Origin of the sequence: Streptococcus massiliensis DSM 18628 (assembly GCF_000380065.1) — a bacterium.
In the GTDB taxonomy this organism is placed as follows: Bacteria; Bacillota; Bacilli; order Lactobacillales; family Streptococcaceae; genus Streptococcus; species Streptococcus massiliensis.
In genome coordinates this window covers 1-17,694 of record NZ_KB904394.1, presented here as the reverse complement: position 1 = coordinate 17,694, position 17,694 = coordinate 1, and the positions used below count along the sequence as shown (strand labels likewise).

Sequence of the window (17,694 nt, the reverse complement as noted above, 5' to 3'; positions counted from 1 at the left end):
GGGTGATAAGACGGGCGACCAAAGGCATGATAGAAGGCGTGGAAGTGACAATCCTCCAAAGTATTCACCACTTTTTCAATCGTAAAGACGAGATGGTCTTGTGGCAAGAAAGAACTGATTTCTAGTGGTAAAGTTGTTTGATTTGTGTTATAGTGAATATGCATGGGATAGCCTTTCTAAATAGTTTATTGTGCAATTCTATTTTACCAGGACTATCGCAACCATGCAAAAAAGCAACGGATTTGCCGTTGCTTTTTTTGGAGATAAGGGACTATTGTCCCAGGCTCTTTTTCCTACTATCACTTTCCCTTTATCTTTCAAGTAAAAATGAAAGCCACTCACCGAGCATCCAAATAAAAGAAAATTGCTTGGCTCAGATAGTCGGCAAAGCCCGCTCCGTACTTGCGGTCAAAGTAATCGCGAAAGCGAATATCTTTTTGATAGGACAGGGCAATGCCGCGCAGGACTACTTCATCTACTTCCATGATCCTAGCTAAAGCAGCCTGCCACCGAGCGATTTCTGCTTGGATACTTATAGCTGATACGGGCAAATGGCGCTGCTGGTAGAGCCGCTCAAAAATGGCTGACAGTTCGCTTTCTAAAACCTGACCTTGCTGCTCTTTCTCCTCTGTGCTTAGGCTTTCTTGCTTTTCCTTAAAGGATTGAAAAGCCGCTGTCTGACCAAAGCGGTGCTCCGCCTCACGCTGGTATTGTTCCTCAAAAGGCAGTGTCCATTCCAAGTCTAACTCAAGGATTGGCTGTCCGTCCAAGTAATTTTCTACACCACGCGCCAGCTTTTGCAAATGAGCAATCTTATCCTTTAAACGCAGCTGGTAGTGTCTGAGTTTTTCTTGCCGCTCGCTTTGCTCCATTTTCAAAAAATCCTTGATTTCAGCCAAGGACAAACCGACAGCTTTTAAAAACAAGATTTCTTGCAGGCGCAGCAAATCCGCCTGCCTGTAAAAACGATAACCATTCTCTGGATTGCGCTGGGGTGACAGCAAAGCTATTTTATCATAGTAGTGCAAGGTTCGTTTGGTGACGCCTGTAATCTTGACCAAATCAGCTACTGAGTACTTCATTTCCAAAACTCTTTTGTCTCCTGTAAAATTTCTTGAGTCGGGGTAAGGGTTGCCTGGACAATCGTCTTGCCTGTATGTTTGAGATAAGTCTGAACCAAATGATAGCCATAAGCATAGCCCGCCGCATAGGGCAACCCTACTGGCTTCTGCCCTTGAATTTGAGCAATTTCATCGCCGTAGAGGTAGGGTGACATCTTTGCCATACCAGTCAAGGATAAATTTTCACTAATGACAGGCTTGAAACGCTCCAACTCTTCCTTGCTTGTCTCACTGACCCAAGGCCCAATCAAATCTTCACCGAATAATGCAGCTGCAAAGGATTCTGCCAAGCCTTCACTCACAACCCAATCAGCCAGAGTGGTTTCTTCCGTCCACTTGATAAACTGGAAACGGACATTGTGATTGCACTCGTGAGCGATTGCCGCCTGCAAGCGCGGCAAGGTGTAGTCGTTAGGAAGGAGCGAAGCCATGATATAGCCCGGAATGCCTCCGTCACCGCTATAACCTTTATTAAGCTGCAAGAGGGTACTCTCAGGATTTCCCAGCAGCATGGTGAAAACATAGTCTTGCACGGCTAGCTCTATCCCTGCCTCTTCAAAGAGGGAGAAGCTCCTCTCAATCGTTGCCTTACTCTCCTGCCATAAATCATCCGAGCTGATTTGCTCAATAGCTGCACGGTCAGCCTCTGTCAAATCCTTAGGCATACGGTTCATCCAAGACAGCAAGAACATAATATCAAAGCCGCCGGGACTCTTTGCCTCAAAGGGAATTTTTTGCAGATAAAACTTTTGCTTAAAAGGCTGAAGTACCTGCTCGCGGAAAACTCGCTCCCTTTCTTCCAGCGGTAAAGTCAGTAAGTCTCGATAGACCTTGTCCGAACGAATCATTTCTATTTTCATTGTATCACTTTCCTTTCATCCCTCATTATAAACTATCCCCTTAGGTTATAGTCAAGCCAAAAATATAAATTAATTCTCCACTTTATTTTAAGCAATAAAAATCGAGGCTGAAAGTAACATCCAACCTCAATTTTTCGTATTAAATAGCAGAACCTCCGGACTGACGACTTGATTTGCCACCTTTAGACCAACGAATATTGTTATAGGTAACACTCCAATTATCCGTATCTGCTTGCTCACCGTCAAAAATAATATCCATCGTGATTGATTTCCCTTTAGCAAGATTGGTTCCAACTTGCTGATTATCAAAAGTGGTGCTATCAATTAGGTAAATATTATCTTCCTCATCATAAAGGTAAAAATCATATGGACTGATCAAAACCGATTGATTTGAATTATTTTTAATAGTAACAGTCACCACAACTGCTTGTCCACTGCTATCATCACTTAAGCTGCGCTTTGGATCTTTCTTAGCCGACTGCACCTGAACTGTGATACCTTTTTTGACAGTCATCACTTTTCCAAAAGCGGCTTCATCGTAATAACTATTCGTATCATAGCCTGTGTAGTAAGATGAGGTCTCTCCTCTTGCATGTTTTCTAATCTGGGCATTCTCATCTGACAGCACGACAATGACCAGTGTGAGAATAATCATTCCAATAGACAATAAGCCGACCAAGACCCCACCTACAACTGTACTCCAAAATAAACCTTGTTTGTAGAGCGGTTTTTTTAGCTGGTAAATATGTCCATCATCACTGATCATTTCCTTAGGTGGTTGGTAAAACTCCATCATCTCTCCTTTTTAGACATTTTCTACTTACTACTGCTTATCAATGTAGGCAAGGAAATGCCTGCCTCCAACAAGGCCTTGTGATAAAGACTATAAAATTCATGGTAAACAGCGGACTGACTACCATTCTGAACTTTCATGCGAATACGATAGCTAAAAACGCCTCGAGTATCCACTTGCGGTCCAAGCAAGTCAATCGCTCCCAAAATTGCTGGATAATTTCGCAGTTCAGCCTGATTAACTGCTTCAAGAATTTTTGTAACCTTGCCTAAATCTGTATCTGCTTGCAAGGGCAGATCAATAATAACTTGCATGTCTCCCCGTGAAAGATTACTGACGACTGTGATATTGCGGTTGGGCACAAAATGAAGTGTTCCGTCATGTCCTCTAACTTGAGTGGTACGGATTCCGACACTAACAACAATTCCTTTAATAGTGATCGAGCCATTGGTTAAACTGACATTGTCCCCCACATCGAGCTGACGCTCCAGCAAAATAAAGAAACCATTGACCAAGTCGGACAGAAAGCCCTGCGCTCCCATACCAATCGCCACCCCAGCAATTCCAGCCCCAGCCAAAAGGCTAGAGACAGGCAGCCCCAAGATAGACAAAACCCAGTAAATCAAGAAGAAGTAGAGGGCATAGTTGAGCAGATTTTCGATGAGGCGCGAAATTGTCCGCTGCCGCGCTGCTCCTTGATTGGATAATTTGAGCGAAGGCGCAATAATCTTATTGACCGTCAGGTGCAGAATTTTTTTGGCAATATAAAAGAGAATACATAAAAGAAGAAGGGAAATAATTTTTAAAAAAGCATCATCTGCCAAGGCAGTCCAATCTATCTTCTCCCAAAAACGTATTAAAAATTTAGGCATAAGCTGTCCTTTTCAAATCTAAACTCTTTTTATTATAACATAAATAGGAAGAGAAATCCTCGCTTTACAAAAGGAAAAACTCCCGCTACCGAGAGTTTTCAAATCATTAGCTCAACTCAGCAACAATCGCTTTAAGTTGGTCTTTTGTGTGAACGCCAGCGACTTGCTTGACCACTTCACCGTTCTTTTTGAACATCAAAGTCGGAATAGACATAATGCCAAATTCACGCGCTGTGTTAGGATTTTCATCCACATCCATTTTGACGATTTTGAGTTCGTCTTCAGAAAGTTCCCCAGCTAATTGCTCAAGGATTGGCGCTTGCATGCGACATGGACCACACCAAGTTGCCCAAAAATCAATCAAAACAAGTCCGTCTTTTGTTTCTTCGACAAAATTTGCATCTGTAACTGCTGCTACCATAAAATTCTCCTTCTCGGCAAGCCCTATACCCAGACCTCACCGCTTCTAATAGTTCTTGACAATATTCTACACTAAAAGACAAATTTTGCAAAATATTTGCTACGGTAAGATACAAAGGGCGTTAAGAAATCCGTATAAAAATAGGGAGCTTGACGCTGCTTCCATGAAGCGAGGAAAGCGAGTCTTTTTTACTAGGATTTTAGCCCGTGTTCAATTACGGTCGCAAGCTCCCTCCGCAGTTTTGCAATTTTTTAGTGCTACGACAAGATATGAGAGCGTATAAAAAGCGACAGAAAATTAGGAAATCCGACAACGGAGCCTCAAGCTCCTAGGAGGATTTACCTATTTTCCGAGCTTTTAGCTCGAATTCAGTTTCTAAGATACAAAGGGCGTTAGCAGACTTATTCCTGTCTAGCACTTTGTGCTGTCAGGAAACGAAAGTCGCTAACGCGCCCTTTCTAAAGTCTACACTAATTTTTCAATCAAAAAATATCGTTTTGATTGAAAAATGTCGAAAATCGACTGAATTTTAGGAAAATCGACAACGGAGCCTCAAGCTCCTAGGAGGATTTATACCTAAAGGTAGTCTTAGCTGTAAATTGGCTAAAGCCAAAACAGCTACCTCTCTATTTTCCGATATTTTAGCCCGTATTCAATTACAGTCACAAGCTCCCTTCGCAGTTTTTCTAACTTTTTTATGCCACAAACTACAACTTGTCAATTTGTAAATCTTAATAGATAGCCATTGGGGTCTTGAATGAGAAATTCTATCTGTTCTTCAACTACGCCGCCTTGGATTTCGTAAGAACTTCTTGTTAGTTCTCTGTAAATCTCTATTTGTTCATTTTTAACTCTTTCATAGAGTTCTTCAACATTGTCAGCAGCGATAGAAAAGTTAATTCCTCGCCCCAAGGGATAGTCCAATTCGCCAACATTCCAGCCGTCATCGTGGATTTGCTCAAACATAAACTGGCTGCCGTGGAAAGACATAAACACAAACTTGTCTGCTTTTCGTTCATACTCTATTTTAAAACCTAATTTTTCATAAAAATCTTTGGTTTGTGCAATATCAAACACAGAACATTCTGGGATGAGTTCCTTAAATTCCATAGCATTTCTCCGTCCATTCAAATTTGTATACAGCCAAGCAATGACTACTTAAACAATACAATGGTGCAGCCTGAACCGCCAGCATTTTGCGGAGCGTAGCCGAAAGACTTGACCTGCTTGTTGCGACGCAGATACTTGGTCACGCCCTCACGAATCACGCCCGTCCCAATCCCGTGGATAATGTCTACCTGCGCCATATTATTGAGCAGGGCTTGGTCGATAAATTCGTCCAATTCGCGCATGGCTTCTTCATAACGCTTGCCGCGTAAATCAAGGCGTGCCCGCGGTCCACCAGACGTTGTGCGTTTGACCACATTGACCTGCTTTTTCTGAGGCTCTTCTTTTTCAGCCTTGAGCAGGTTAAATTCATTTTCCGCCAAGGTCATCTTAATCAAGCCGACCTGAGCTTCCCAGCGCCCGTCCTTGAGCTGCTTGGTCAGGGTGCCGCGCTGACCGTAGCTGGTGACAATAATGTCATCACCCACCTTTGGCGCCCGCTTTTTCTTGGCTTGCTTCAATGCCTTATTTTGCGACAAGTCAACCGTCTCTGGCGCCAATTTTTTGAGTTTGCCCTTGGCTTCGATGATTTCATGCGGCTTGAGAACTGATTTTTCCTGCAAATTTTTCAAAATCTCATCGCTCTCAGCCAGTGCAAGGTCGACAATTCCCTGCGCTTCCAGCCGTGCCTTGTTAAGCTCGGTTTCTTTTTCGCGGTTAAATTCATTATAAAGCTTTTTCAGCGCACGGTTAAATTTGAGATTTTCCTGCTCCACCTGACGAATATGGTCCAGCCGCTTGTGGCTCTCCAGCGTCTGCTCCTCCAGCTGCTCAATAATCCGATTGACATCGCTATCGGTATCCATTAGGTCTTGAGCATTCTGAACGACAAGATTTGCCAAGCCCAGACGCCGTGCGATTTCAAAGGCATTGCTCCGCCCAGGAACACCCTGCATAAAGCGATAAGTCGGACGCAGGCTTTCCGTGTCAAACTCCATGCTGGCATTCTGCACGCCAGCAGTCTCGATGCCATAAGCCTTAAGCTCTGGATAGTGGGTAGTCGCCATGGTTTTTATCTGGCGCAAACGCAAATCTTCCAAAATGGCAATGGCAAGCGCAGCCCCTTCTTGCGGATCCGTCCCTGCCCCCAGCTCATCCAAGAGAACCAGCGCATCACCTTTCACATTTCCCAAAATAGAGACGATATTAGTCATGTGGCTGGAAAAAGTGGACAAACTCTGCTCAATTGATTGCTCATCGCCAATATCGGCAAAGATTTGTCCAAAAATTCCTACTCGGCTGCCCTTATCAGCCAAAATGGGCAAGCCCGACTGAGCCATGAGCTGAGCCAAGCCCAGCGTTTTCAGCATAATGGTCTTACCACCAGTGTTGGGACCCGTGATGACAATCTCGGTCAAAGCCGCATCAAAATGCAGGTCGTTGGCAACCGCCTGCTCAATCAAGGGATGCCGCACCTGCAAAAGCTGAATATCCTGCTCCTCAGACAAGTCTGGCAAGACGGCTTCCTTGTCCTGCATGAAACGCACCTTGGTGCGCACCAAGTCCAGGTGCCCGATAATCCAAGCGTTATTAGCAAGGACAGCAGCATGCGGACGCAGCATGTCAGACAGCTCCTGCAAAATTCGCGCCATTTCGTGGCGCTCGTCCGCCCGATAATTGGAGATTTCCTCATTGAGATTGACGACTGCTCGCGGCTCAATATAGACGGTGTTCCCGCTAGCCGAAATATCATGAACGACCCCAGCGATTTTATTGCGGTAGGTGTTTTTGACCGGCAGAACATTTCTGCCATTACGGCTGGCTACGACTTGGTCAGCCAGCATATCCGCCTTATTTTTCAAGATTTCTTGCAGAATATCTCTGACCTGCACTTCACTCTCTTGGATTTTGCGGCGAAGACGCGCCAGTTTTTCACTGGCAAAATTCTCAATAAAACCGCCGTCGTTAATCGCTTGGAGACTTCCCTGCAAGTTAGGAAATACTTGTAAATTCTCAAAGAGACGATTGAGCTTGGTCAGCTCCACATTTTCCAAATCCTGATAAAAGTCTTTCAAGTCATGGCTGACGCTCAAAATTCGCTTGAGAGTCAAGAGCTCCTCAATATTGAGGTCGCCTTCCAGCTCCAAACGCTTGACAAAAGCTGTAATATCCTTGGTCGCAGCGAGGCTAAAGTGCGGCTGCTCGACAAAGATTTGCCGCATGTCGGCTACTTCTGCAAAAGCTGTCGCAATCGCTTCTTTTTTGCTGGTTGGCTCAAGCTGCCTCAGCTCAAGCTGCCCCTGCTCCGTCAGCAAATAAGGAGCAAACAAGTCCTTGATTTTATGAAATTCTAAGGTTTCTAAAATTTTATTATTCATTATTCTCCTATTCAAAAGAGACTGAGACAACAGTCTCTAGTCTCTAAAATGCGTTCGGTTTATGTGCACTTTGTTCACTTGACAAGCCCAATAGGCATTGCGCGGGTGGGACAGAACTCACTCCCTAGCCAATAATTTTTGTAACCCATAAACTTCGCAACAGCTGTGAAGTCACAGGCATGTGGGAAATAAGAAAGCGTGCGGTTGCACTTCCTTGCAGATGATTTTGTACAAGTGCCAGTGGCACAGTTGACAAAATAGTCAGCCCCATTTGGATGACAAAAAGTGATAAAGCTGCTGCTAAAGCGCCACTTAAAACGCGCATCCAAAGTTTATTCCATTTCCAAATAGGTGCCAGATGCACAAAAACACCAATAAAACGTGCAATCATATATGCTAGGCAAAAAACTAAAAAATAAGCTAATCCTGCATAAAACACCTGATCTAAGTCAAAAAGCTTATTGGTCGGATAAAAGGAAACCGCTGCTCCTTGGCTCGGACTAGCATACGGAACCCAAAGGCTTAAAAAAGAACTGAGACGACGGTAAAACTGTCCAGCAATGATCATTGCTACTACAGCACTGGCGCTATAAAACGACTGCAAGACCAGACCACGTGCATAGCCAATATAAAAACTCCAAACCAAGATGACTAATATCACTAACCCAATCATGAATCTTGTTCTCTCTGCGTATTTTTTTCTTTCAGTTGTTGAAGAGCCGCTTGGCGAAAGTCTGCCAATTCACGTTCCTTATCGTCAAATTCGATTTCACGTACCAACTGGGTTGAGAGACTATTGATCGCAAGCAATAGCGCTAAAGTTTCATCGTCAGCTTTGGGCAAGCGCTCTCTCAAGGCCTGATATTTTTCTTGCGCCACCCGCTCAACTTCTTCCATAAAGAGATTTTCATGCTCTGTTGTGAGCGTTAATGTTTTGTTTCCGAAAGTAAATTTGTATCGATTTAAATCTGCCATAAAATCACCTCGTTTTATTATAGCATAATTTCCCCTAACTTTCCCATTTTTTCTGCTGTTGAAAAGATTTTTACTTAGATTTGACCTCAATTTTCCATTTTGTGGTACAATGGATAAATGGAAACAATTTCTTTGAGTCCCAACAAGGATTTGTTGGCTGCTTTTGTTGAACGCTATCGTTCTGCCCTAGCCCCTTCAAAAAATCCTTATATCCAGCACTTCTTTCGTTTGCCGGGTGCAACAGTCAGTATTTATCATTCTGGAAAAGTTGTCCTTCAAGGTGAGCAGGCAAGCGAATTTGCAGCTTTCTTTGGCTACAAAATGGAAAAAAGCTCTCCTAATACAGAGCAAAATCTACCACTGATGGGCTCTGATGAAGTGGGGAATGGTTCTTATTTTGGTGGTTTAGCTGTAGTTGCATCTTTGGTCACACCAAAAGAACACGGCTGGCTAAGAGAGTTAGGCGTGGGAGATTCCAAGACCCTAACCGATGCTAAAATTCGTCAACTAGCCCCTCTTCTGAAAGAAAGTATTCCCCATCAAGCTTTGCTCCTCACTCCTCAAAAATACAATGAAGTCATCGCTTCAGGCTACAATGCTGTTTCGGTCAAAGTTGCCCTGCACAATCAGGCGCTTTATCTACTGCTCCAGCAAGGCGCTCAACCAGAGAAGATTGTTATTGACGCCTTTACTTCAGTTGGAAATTACCAAAAATACCTCAAAAAAGAGAAAAATCAGTTCAGCAATCCAATCACACTTGAGGAAAAAGCTGAAGGAAAATATTTAGCTGTTGCTGTTAGTTCTATCATTGCACGGGCGCTCTTTTTGGAAAATCTAGAAAAGCTAGGAAAAGAACTTGGTATGACCTTGCCAAGTGGGGCCGGTTCAAAAAGCGATCAAATCGCAGCAAGCATTCTCAAACGCTATGGCCGAGACATGCTCGCCCATGTCGCTAAACTTCATTTTAAAAATACAGAAAAAGCGGAAAAAATCGCAAAGGGTAAACTATGAAAAATTTCTCACTAAAAAAATTTCTTAAAGAATGGCTAGGATTTATCATCTTTATGACGCTTCTTCTCACCTCACGGCTCTTCCTTTGGGCGACGGTGACGGTTGAGGGACACTCGATGGATCCAACACTTGCAAATAAGGAAATGCTCCTCGTCGTCAAACATCTCCCTGTAAACCGCTATGATATTGTGGTAGCGAAAGAAACAGATGAACAAGGAAAAGAAAAAGACATCATCAAACGAGTGGTCGGCATGCCAGGAGATACCATTACCTATAAAAATGATAAACTTTATATCAATAACAAAGAAACAGATGAGCCTTATCTAGCTGATTACCTCAAAAAATTCAAGAAAGACAAGCTCCAATCCACCTACAGCTACAATGCTTATTTTCAAGAATTGGCACAGTTAGCTGAAGCTTTCACAGTTGATAACGAAGGCAAGTCATCCTTTACTATCCAAGTGCCTGAAGGCCAATATTTGTTACTCGGCGATGATCGTATTGTTTCCAAAGACAGTCGTGCAGTAGGAACTTTTTCTAAAAAGCAAATCATCGGGGAAGCTAAATTCCGTTTTTGGCCATTTAATCGTATCGGCACAATCAAATAACTCACTTGGGGCTGGGACCTTGTCCCGCCTCATTTTTATAAGGAAAAACAATGGAAATATTCGTTTCAGGCCGCATTGAGCGAGTCATATTTGAAAATCCCAGCAATTTCTACCGTATCTTACTCCTTGATGTTGAAGATACAGACGCAGAATTAGAAGATTTTGAACTGATTGTGACTGGGACTATAGCAGAAGTATTTGAAGATGAAAATTATACCTTTTGGGGACAACTGGTTCAACACCCCAAGTATGGTCAGCAATTAAGTATCAATCGCTATGAAAAAGCAAAACCAACCAGTCAAGGCCTAATCAAATACTTTGCTAGTGACCACTTTAAAGGTATCGGTCAAAAAACGGCACAAAAGATTGTCGAACTTTATGGCGACAATACCATTGACAAAATTCTAGCAGAACCTGATAAGTTAACTGCTATTTCTGGACTATCTGCTGCCACTCGTACTACCTTTGTCAACAAGCTCCGTGCCAACTATGGAACCGAGCTAATCCTCTCACAATTAGCTGAATACGGCATTCCCAATAAACTTGCTTTTCAGATTCAGGATTTCTACAAGGAAGAAACCTTGGAAATTATCAAGACTAGCCCCTACCAACTGGTAGAAGATATTCAGGGGGTTGGTTTTACCATTGCTGATAAGCTTGCTGAACAGCTCGGCATTGCCAGCGACTCCCCTGAGCGTTTTCGAGCTGGGCTTGTGCATACACTTTTCAGCCATGCCGTCGAAACGGGAGATACCTATCTAGAAGCGCGAGATCTGCTTGAAGAAACCGTCACTTTGTTAGAAAAAGCTCGGCCAGTTGAGCTGGATCCAAACTTAATTGCAGATGAATTGTCTCAACTGATAGAAGAAGACAAGGTTCAAAATGTTGATACCAAGATTTTTGACAATAGTCTCTATTTTGCAGAAGAGGGTATTTGCAATCGCCTAATGCGACTTCTGGAAAAAGAGCAAGCATCGATTGTTAATTCCGGCCAACTAAACCAAACCATTACAGAAGTAGAAAATGAACTGGATATTTCCTACGATGAGACACAAAAAGCAGCTATCGCAGCTGCCTTAACTAGTAAAGTCTTTGTTCTAACAGGTGGACCTGGAACTGGAAAAACAACCGTGATCAATGGGATTATTTCCGCCTATGCCAAACTCTATAAAATTGATCTGCATACAAGAGAAAATCTGCCGATTTTGCTCGCTGCACCAACAGGTCGGGCTGCCCGACGCATGAATGAATTGACAGGACTCCCCAGCGCTACTATCCATCGTCATTTGGGTATGACTGGTGATGATGACACAAGCCACCTGAGCGATTATTTAGATGCAGACTTGATTATTGTAGATGAGTTTTCCATGGTGGATACTTGGCTTGCAAATCAGCTCCTAAGCAATATCAGCAGCAATACACAACTGCTAATCGTTGGTGATGCGGATCAACTTCCATCGGTTGGGCCAGGACAAGTTCTAGCAGATTTACTGAAAATCTCTGGCATCCCACAAGTTCGACTGACAACCATTTACCGCCAAAGCGAGGATTCCACTATCGTCACCTTGGCAAATCATATTCGCCAAGGGCATTTACCTGCTGACTTTACCGATAAAAAACCTGATCGCTCTTATTTTGAAGCACGTAACGAGCACATCCCACACTTGATTGAACAAATCGTTTCAGCCGCCTTGCGCAATGGAATAGCCCCCTACGACATTCAAGTTCTAGCTCCTATGTACAGAGGCGCTGCTGGAATTGATGCTATTAATCAAATGATGCAGACCTTACTGAATCCTCTCGAGAAAGACCAATTAAGCTTTGAAAATTTAGACAATCATTACCAAGTTGGTGATAAGATTATCCACCTCATCAATGATGCTGAAAATAATGTCTTTAATGGTGATTTAGGAATCATCACCGACCTAATCCCGAGCAAATACAGTGAATCCAAACAAGATGAACTGATACTGCAATTCGATGAGAATGAGTTAATCTGCCCCCGCAACGAATGGTACAAGATACGATTAGCCTATGCCATGAGTATTCATAAAGCACAAGGAAGCGAATTTCCCGTGGTTATTCTCCCGATTACAAGCAGTAGCCACCGTATGCTTCAGCGCAATCTTATCTATACAGCCGTGACACGCGCTAAAAGTAAACTAATCCTCTTGGGTGAATTCGCTGCTTTTGACTATGCAACCAAACATACAGGCACAATACGTAAAACCTATCTGAAAGAAAGATTCCCTTCAAAAGAGGAAATCGTAGAAAACGGCACCATGTCCGTAGAAGACTACATCTTAACAGAGGAAAACTATAGCCAAATTGATCCATTGATTGGCTTAAGAGACGAAGATATAGAAGCAATTTTTAAAGGAGGCGGAAAAGAACTCGACTAAACTAAGGGAAAATTCATTTTCCCACCTCCATACAGTTGTCAGCTGTACATCGCTTAAAAGATAAACAAAGTCACCAATCAACCACTTATGCTTTTATAATATTTCTGATAAAAAAGTGAGACTGAACTTTTGCCCAGTCTCACTTTTTGATTGTGCACTTTCAAAGATTAATTAGTTTGGCGTCACAGCATTATAACCCGTTGTATAATCGGCTGCCGGTTGGTTATTATAGGATGTGCTATAATCTGTTGTTCTAGAAGTTGTTGAACTATCAAAAGTGCTCGAGTTACTAAATGCACCATTGCCATATAAATCTTCATAAAGCACTGCATTTGTTTTCAAACTATCTAGCGAATCTTTTCCTAAAGCCTTACGCAGAGTATTTTGCATTTTTAGCAAGTGCTCACCTGTTACAATCTGATAACTGCCGCCATCTGCCAATGTTGCATCTTCTCCACGCAGTTGATAACTGCGGATTTTTTTAAAAGCATCCTGATAGCCCAAGAGTTTGGGAATGCTTCCTGAAGAAAGATCAATATTCGTTTGCATGTTATTACTAATGGCCTTGAGAATCGCCTGATAGTGACTTACGCTATTCAGGCTTAAAACTTTTTGGACTACCTTTTGAATCACTTCTCGCTGGCGTTTCTGACGACCATAATCTCCTTCTGGGTCATCATAGCGCATTCGGGCATAAACTAGAGCCTGATCCCCATTAATTTTATGTTTGCCTGGTGGAACGGTTGCCGTGTACTCGGGCTCATTTTCTGAAATAGAGATAGGAAAATCAAACTTATTTTCCACCTCAATCCCACCGACAGCATCAACTAATTGTACCAATCCTTCCATATTGATAAGAACATAGCGGTCAATATTGATATTCATTAAATCTTGAATGGTAGAAATTGCCAATTTAGCACCACCATTAGCATAAGCAGCATTTAACTTGGCTTGAGTTTGCTCACCACTTCCGCCGATATTCGTTAAAATATCACGTTCTAAACTCATCATGCTGGTTTCTTTGGTAATAGGATTAACAGTCAGTAAAATCATACTGTCACTATTCCCTTCCCAACGGTCTGTCCGCGAACCAGATCCTGTGTCTACTCCCATGAGTAAAATGGTCAAAGGCTGCGTTGCATCAATGACATTGTTTTCATTTCCAAATCCTTTATAGGTCTTAGATAATTCTGAAGTGGACTGCTGGTAGATGGTAAAGCCATATACACCCACCCCTACTAAGGTTATCAAAAAGAGCCCTAGCAACATACTTATTATTTTTTTTACCATAATATTTTCCTAATCTAGTAACTTGCCCATGAGATAAATCGGGACCAAATTTCCATCGTCTAAACGTGCTCCACGTTCTTGCTTTCCTTCAATGACGAAGCCATAATTTTTATAAAGATGGAGTGCACTTTCATTACGAACTTGGACACTAAGTTGAAGTCGCTTAAGCACAGGGTTTTCTTCTGCCCAGTGAACGGCTTCAGCTAACAAGAAGCCCCCTAGCCCATTATTCCAATAGGTCTTTTTCACTACCATGAAGAGATCACCTATATGACGAACGCGGTCACGATAGTCAGCCGTAATACTAAGAACTCCTACAAGCTCTTCACTGAGATAAGCGACTAAATAGAGTTGATTTTCTGACTGAGCCTGTACACTGATAAACTGAGTCATCTCCTCAACTGTCATTAAAATACCCGCCTCATCAATCGTGGTCATATCACTCTCTAAACCGACTTGATTCAAAAAGTCAACTAAGTCTTGTGCGTTTTGAGGTTCTGCTTCACCTATCATTAACTTACGTGCTGCCATGTTGAAATTCCTCCAACAAGTTTTGTGCTCGCAGACCATGAGGTTTAAAAGTCAATGTACGTCCCTCATGCTCTCTAGTCAAGATTATTTCTAGATAATCGTCAGGTAGACTTGCTCCTAGAAGTTCGCCCCATTCGATCACGGTTACGCCTACGCCAAAGAGAAAATCATCCAAATCAATCGAATCTGGGTCTTCACCAATACGATAAACATCTAGATGGTAGAGTGGCAAACGCCCCTCATACTCACGCACAATCGTATAAGTCGGACTTTTAATCATTTGCTTAATCCCAAGACCTCTAGCAAGTCCTTTGGTAAAAGTCGTCTTCCCCACACCTAAATCACCAGATAAAATCAAAACATCTTGTTTTTTCATCAAGCGACCTAGTTTTTCGCCGAGAAGTTGCAATTCCTGTTCATTTTGACTATACATGCCAACTATTATACCAAAAATTTTTCTTTTTGTTCTTAATTAATAAGGAGATTTGAACTAATTTTAAAGAAAATTGATCAAAATAAGCTTCCTTTGGACTTTTCAAATCATTACAATTTCCGACAGTAATGTTGATAATGCTTGTATAAACCACTGTAACGCCCACGATATTCTTTTAACCAAGGTTTGTCACGCCCACAAAAATGTAGAAAAACAGTGTGTTCAATAACCCAATCGAGATCCCAAGAACCTTTCCCCCTCATGTAATAGAGCATGTCATAACGCGCGTCATAATTATAAAGCTCATCAGCTACTTGAATCGTAAAATGACCATAAAGGGCATTTAGGACATCCTGATCAGGGAGAAAAAGAATATGACTGTTACGTTCAATATAATTCAAAATGTCTTTTCGCTTAACTAACTTACGAATGGCTGGTAAGTTCATCAGAAGTACGCCAGAATTGTAGTAACTTTCTGCCTCAAAGTTTTGTAAGCGTAGTTTATTGATCGTGTCTGTCACACCTTCGTTTTTAACATGGCTAGCCGCAGCATAAAGCATTTCTCCCATGTTCAGCTCATAAAGAGGCCTAATATCATTGAGACATAAAATGTCTGCATCTAAATAGAGGATACGGTTCAAATCTACAGGCAGATACTCATGTGCCAACAAACGATAGTAAATCGTTTCAGGATAACGATCTGTAGTCGGAGCATCTTCAAAATCCTTTTCCCCAATCACCAGTGGTGTGTAGGTAATTGCTAGTTTTTGACAAAAACTTTCAATTTCTTTATGCTTCTTTAAAACATTCTTCTGTAAAACAAAAACGTGTAAATCTGCTTGTCCAGAATTGTGATAAACAGAATAAAGCGTCGTCTTAAACTGCTCCACATAGCGATCATCGATTGAAAATAAGAGATTCATCATAACCATACTTACCCCCGATAGTTATTACAGATAAACTTAGATAAGAATTTTTACCTCAAGTGTACACGCTGAGTATTATACCAAAAATATCTGTCCCTGTGGTAAAAATATTGTGACAATATTGCAAGAACGAAACAAATATATTTAATAGTCGATATTTTATTGACCTGCTAAAAAATTTTTCCTATTCAAAAGTACATCAATTAGCTATTAAATAAAGCTTTAAATAGACTTCTACCATGTGAAATTTTAAGCTACAGAAAGGAACACAAAACAAACCTACAAAATATCAAAACTTTTGCTATAATAGTAAAAGAATTTACTAGTAAGGACAGCCTATGACCCCTCAAGAATTTTACCAAGCCTTAGAGACACACAAACTCAGCCTGACCGACCAGCAAAAAGCACAATTTGAACGCTATTTTCAACTTCTGGTCGAATGGAACCAAAAAATCAACCTGACCGCCATTACTGAAAAAAATGAGGTTTACCTCAAGCATTTTTACGATTCCTTGGCGCCGATTTTGCAAGGGCTGATAAAAAATAAAACCGTCAAAGTCCTTGATATTGGGGCAGGAGCGGGCTTTCCCAGCCTTCCTATGAAAATCCTTTTCCCAGAGCTAGACGTCACCATTATTGACTCGCTCAACAAACGCATCAACTTTCTCAATCTTCTGGCGGAAGAATTGGGCTTGGAGAAGGTGCATTTTTATCATGGGCGTGCGGAGGATTTTGCCCAAGACAAGGCTTTCCGTGCCCAATTTGATATCGTCACAGCTCGCGCCGTAGCGCGCATGCAGGTGCTGGCGGAGCTGACCATTCCTTTTCTGAAGGTCGGAGGTCACCTCCTTGCCCTCAAAGCCAGCAATGCACCAGAAGAGCTGCTGGAAGCCAAAAACGCCCTCAACCTCCTCTTTAGCAAGGTCGAGGACAATATCAGCTATGAGCTGCCCAACGGCGACCCGCGCTACATGACCGTCGTCGTCAAGAAAAAAGAAACCCCCAACAAGTACCCCAGAAAAGCCGGCATGCCAAATAAAAGACCGCTGTAGGCTAAAAAATACTCTGAATATGGAGATCAGAGTATTTTTTTACTTATTTCACCTCATCGCGATTATCAAATTAGTTAGCCCATTAGTCTGCCTATCCTCAAATACGAAATCTAAATAGAGATACTCGTATATATATAAATATATTTTCTCAATATTTATTTTATGAGATTGACACATTGCACAGATATAAATATCTTTTGAATCTACTTTAACATATTCTCCCAACTCCTCTAGATAATCTCTAATTTGGTCATTAGAAATATTTGAACTAGTAAAAAAAGATTCCGGTAATACAAATCTACATTGTGAGCCTTGGAATTCTGCTATAATTATAGCCTCTAAATTCCGCTTCAAACTAACATTTAAAATCTTTCCATAAACTTTTAAATTTTGATTTGAATCTTTAACTGTAATCTGATTAATCCCTCTAATTAGAAAACGAGGCCCTCTATAAGATACTCCGTTTTCTTTTTCTAGATCATCCATCGATATTGTAGCTTGTGTATCTGGAGTAACTCTTATCACCTTTTCAGGCTTATCAGAAGTACTGACCTTTTTTCTTTTTTTATCATTGGTCTTTGTTTCTATGTCTGTGTTTCTTTCTGGATGTAATTGTTTCAATAATGGGCTCTTTGTCAACTGTAGTGGGTTGATGTCAGCTAAGATCTGGAGAGAACCGAATTGGTTCTCTCCTTTTTGATATTTAAAGCGATGAGAATTCTAGTTTTAAAGTTGTCAAAGTTCCGAAAGCCGAAAGCGTTGCGCTTGATAACCTTGATAAGGTTGTTAGTGGCCTCTAGCTTAGCATTTGAGTAGGGAAGTTCCAAAGCATTGATAATCTTGTCCCTCTCTTTCAAAAAAGTCTTAAAAACAGTCTGAAAGATAGGGTTTACAGAAGAAATTGTATCTTCGAT

General features: G+C 41.8%; 19 protein-coding genes and 2 pseudogenes. 5 read left to right on the top strand and 16 right to left on the bottom strand.

All coding sequences use genetic code 11. The features are described 5' to 3' along the window. Nucleotides 1-164 (bottom strand): annotated as a pseudogene (locus A3I3_RS11285) (IS1182 family transposase); the annotation flags it as partial. On the opposite strand from A3I3_RS11285, the pseudogene A3I3_RS11125 reads away from it, so the two are divergent. Continuing rightward, nucleotides 125-325, top strand: a pseudogene (locus A3I3_RS11125) (hypothetical protein). The pseudogenes A3I3_RS11285 and A3I3_RS11125 sit on opposite strands and share 40 nt — an antisense overlap. A 13-nt stretch (nt 326-338) precedes the next feature. On the opposite strand, the gene A3I3_RS0106260 reads toward A3I3_RS11125, so the two are convergent. The 9 genes from A3I3_RS0106260 to A3I3_RS0106220 form a co-directional block, all read right to left on the bottom strand. Beyond that, on the bottom strand, nt 339-1,082 hold the full coding sequence (locus tag A3I3_RS0106260) for a MerR family transcriptional regulator (RefSeq protein WP_018371876.1): 744 nt from the start codon (nt 1,080-1,082) through the stop codon (nt 339-341). After that, nucleotides 1,079-1,981: a DUF2268 domain-containing putative Zn-dependent protease gene (locus A3I3_RS0106255; protein ID WP_018371875.1), complete on the bottom strand. Its 903-nt coding sequence runs from the start codon at nt 1,979-1,981 to the stop codon at nt 1,079-1,081. The genes A3I3_RS0106260 and A3I3_RS0106255 overlap by 4 nt, the downstream gene beginning before the upstream one ends. A 139-nt stretch (nt 1,982-2,120) precedes the next feature. Then, nucleotides 2,121-2,774, bottom strand: a complete 654-nt coding sequence (locus A3I3_RS0106250; protein ID WP_018371874.1) for a DUF4352 domain-containing protein — start codon at nt 2,772-2,774, stop codon at nt 2,121-2,123. A 23-nt stretch (nt 2,775-2,797) separates the two neighbouring features. Then, the gene (locus A3I3_RS0106245) at nt 2,798-3,646 is read right to left on the bottom strand and encodes a mechanosensitive ion channel family protein (protein ID WP_018371873.1); all 849 of its coding nucleotides are present in this window, start codon (nt 3,644-3,646) and stop codon (nt 2,798-2,800) included. Nucleotides 3,647-3,752: 106 nt separating this feature from the next. Further along, nucleotides 3,753-4,067, bottom strand: coding sequence for a thioredoxin (gene trxA / locus A3I3_RS0106240; protein WP_018371872.1), 315 nt, complete (start codon nt 4,065-4,067; stop codon nt 3,753-3,755). A 717-nt stretch (nt 4,068-4,784) separates the two neighbouring features. Further along, nucleotides 4,785-5,177 carry a VOC family protein gene (locus A3I3_RS0106235; RefSeq protein ID WP_018371871.1) on the bottom strand — a complete coding sequence of 131 codons (393 nt, stop codon included), beginning with the start codon at nt 5,175-5,177 and terminating at the stop codon, nt 4,785-4,787. Between the two features lie 44 nt (nt 5,178-5,221). Further along, nucleotides 5,222-7,552 carry an endonuclease MutS2 gene (locus A3I3_RS0106230; protein WP_018371870.1) on the bottom strand — a complete coding sequence of 777 codons (2,331 nt, stop codon included), beginning with the start codon at nt 7,550-7,552 and terminating at the stop codon, nt 5,222-5,224. A 124-nt stretch (nt 7,553-7,676) separates the two neighbouring features. After that, a complete protein-coding gene (locus A3I3_RS0106225; protein ID WP_018371869.1) occupies nt 7,677-8,225 on the bottom strand; it encodes a CvpA family protein in 549 nt (182 codons plus the stop codon). Further along, complete coding sequence (locus A3I3_RS0106220) at nt 8,222-8,527, bottom strand: hypothetical protein (protein ID WP_018371868.1); 306 nt, start codon at nt 8,525-8,527, stop codon at nt 8,222-8,224. The genes A3I3_RS0106225 and A3I3_RS0106220 overlap by 4 nt, the downstream gene beginning before the upstream one ends. 117 nt (nt 8,528-8,644) lie before the next feature. On the opposite strand from A3I3_RS0106220, the gene rnhC reads away from it, so the two are divergent. Genes rnhC through recD2 form a run of 3 tightly spaced genes read left to right on the top strand, consistent with a single transcriptional unit; the run spans nt 8,645 to nt 12,548 of the window. Further along, nucleotides 8,645-9,538 carry a ribonuclease HIII gene (rnhC, locus tag A3I3_RS0106215; RefSeq protein ID WP_018371867.1) on the top strand — a complete coding sequence of 298 codons (894 nt, stop codon included), beginning with the start codon at nt 8,645-8,647 and terminating at the stop codon, nt 9,536-9,538. Then, entirely contained in the window at nt 9,535-10,146 is a 612-nt protein-coding gene (gene lepB / locus A3I3_RS0106210; RefSeq protein WP_018371866.1) for a signal peptidase I, read from the top strand. Before rnhC ends, lepB begins: the two co-directional genes overlap by 4 nt. A 50-nt stretch (nt 10,147-10,196) precedes the next feature. Beyond that, nucleotides 10,197-12,548, top strand: a complete 2,352-nt coding sequence (gene recD2, locus A3I3_RS0106205; protein WP_018371865.1) for an SF1B family DNA helicase RecD2 — start codon at nt 10,197-10,199, stop codon at nt 12,546-12,548. Between the two features lie 171 nt (nt 12,549-12,719). Here recD2 and lytR read toward each other — a convergent pair whose 3' ends face one another. The 4 genes from lytR to A3I3_RS0106185 form a co-directional block, all read right to left on the bottom strand. Next, nucleotides 12,720-13,838 carry a glycopolymer--peptidoglycan transferase LytR gene (lytR, locus tag A3I3_RS10185; RefSeq protein WP_223873788.1) on the bottom strand — a complete coding sequence of 373 codons (1,119 nt, stop codon included), beginning with the start codon at nt 13,836-13,838 and terminating at the stop codon, nt 12,720-12,722. Between the two features lie 9 nt (nt 13,839-13,847). Further along, nucleotides 13,848-14,369, bottom strand: coding sequence for a GNAT family N-acetyltransferase (locus tag A3I3_RS0106195; RefSeq protein ID WP_018371863.1), 522 nt, complete (start codon nt 14,367-14,369; stop codon nt 13,848-13,850). Then, nucleotides 14,356-14,802, bottom strand: a complete 447-nt coding sequence (gene tsaE / locus A3I3_RS0106190; protein ID WP_018371862.1) for a tRNA (adenosine(37)-N6)-threonylcarbamoyltransferase complex ATPase subunit type 1 TsaE — start codon at nt 14,800-14,802, stop codon at nt 14,356-14,358. Before tsaE ends, A3I3_RS0106195 begins: the two co-directional genes overlap by 14 nt. A gap of 110 nt (nt 14,803-14,912) precedes the next feature. After that, the gene (locus A3I3_RS0106185) at nt 14,913-15,734 is read right to left on the bottom strand and encodes a glycosyltransferase family 8 protein (RefSeq protein ID WP_018371861.1); all 822 of its coding nucleotides are present in this window, start codon (nt 15,732-15,734) and stop codon (nt 14,913-14,915) included. Between the two features lie 332 nt (nt 15,735-16,066). Here A3I3_RS0106185 and rsmG point away from each other — a divergent pair, with 332 nt between their 5' ends. After that, entirely contained in the window at nt 16,067-16,780 is a 714-nt protein-coding gene (gene rsmG, locus A3I3_RS0106180) for a 16S rRNA (guanine(527)-N(7))-methyltransferase RsmG (RefSeq protein ID WP_018371860.1), read from the top strand. A 48-nt stretch (nt 16,781-16,828) separates the two neighbouring features. On the opposite strand, the gene A3I3_RS0106175 is transcribed toward rsmG, so the two are convergent. Then, on the bottom strand, nt 16,829-17,401 hold the full coding sequence (locus tag A3I3_RS0106175) for a hypothetical protein (protein WP_018371859.1): 573 nt from the start codon (nt 17,399-17,401) through the stop codon (nt 16,829-16,831). A 38-nt stretch (nt 17,402-17,439) separates the two neighbouring features. Further along, nucleotides 17,440-17,694: ISL3 family transposase (locus A3I3_RS0106170; RefSeq protein ID WP_018371590.1), on the bottom strand; the 255-nt coding region annotated here is incomplete at its 5' end.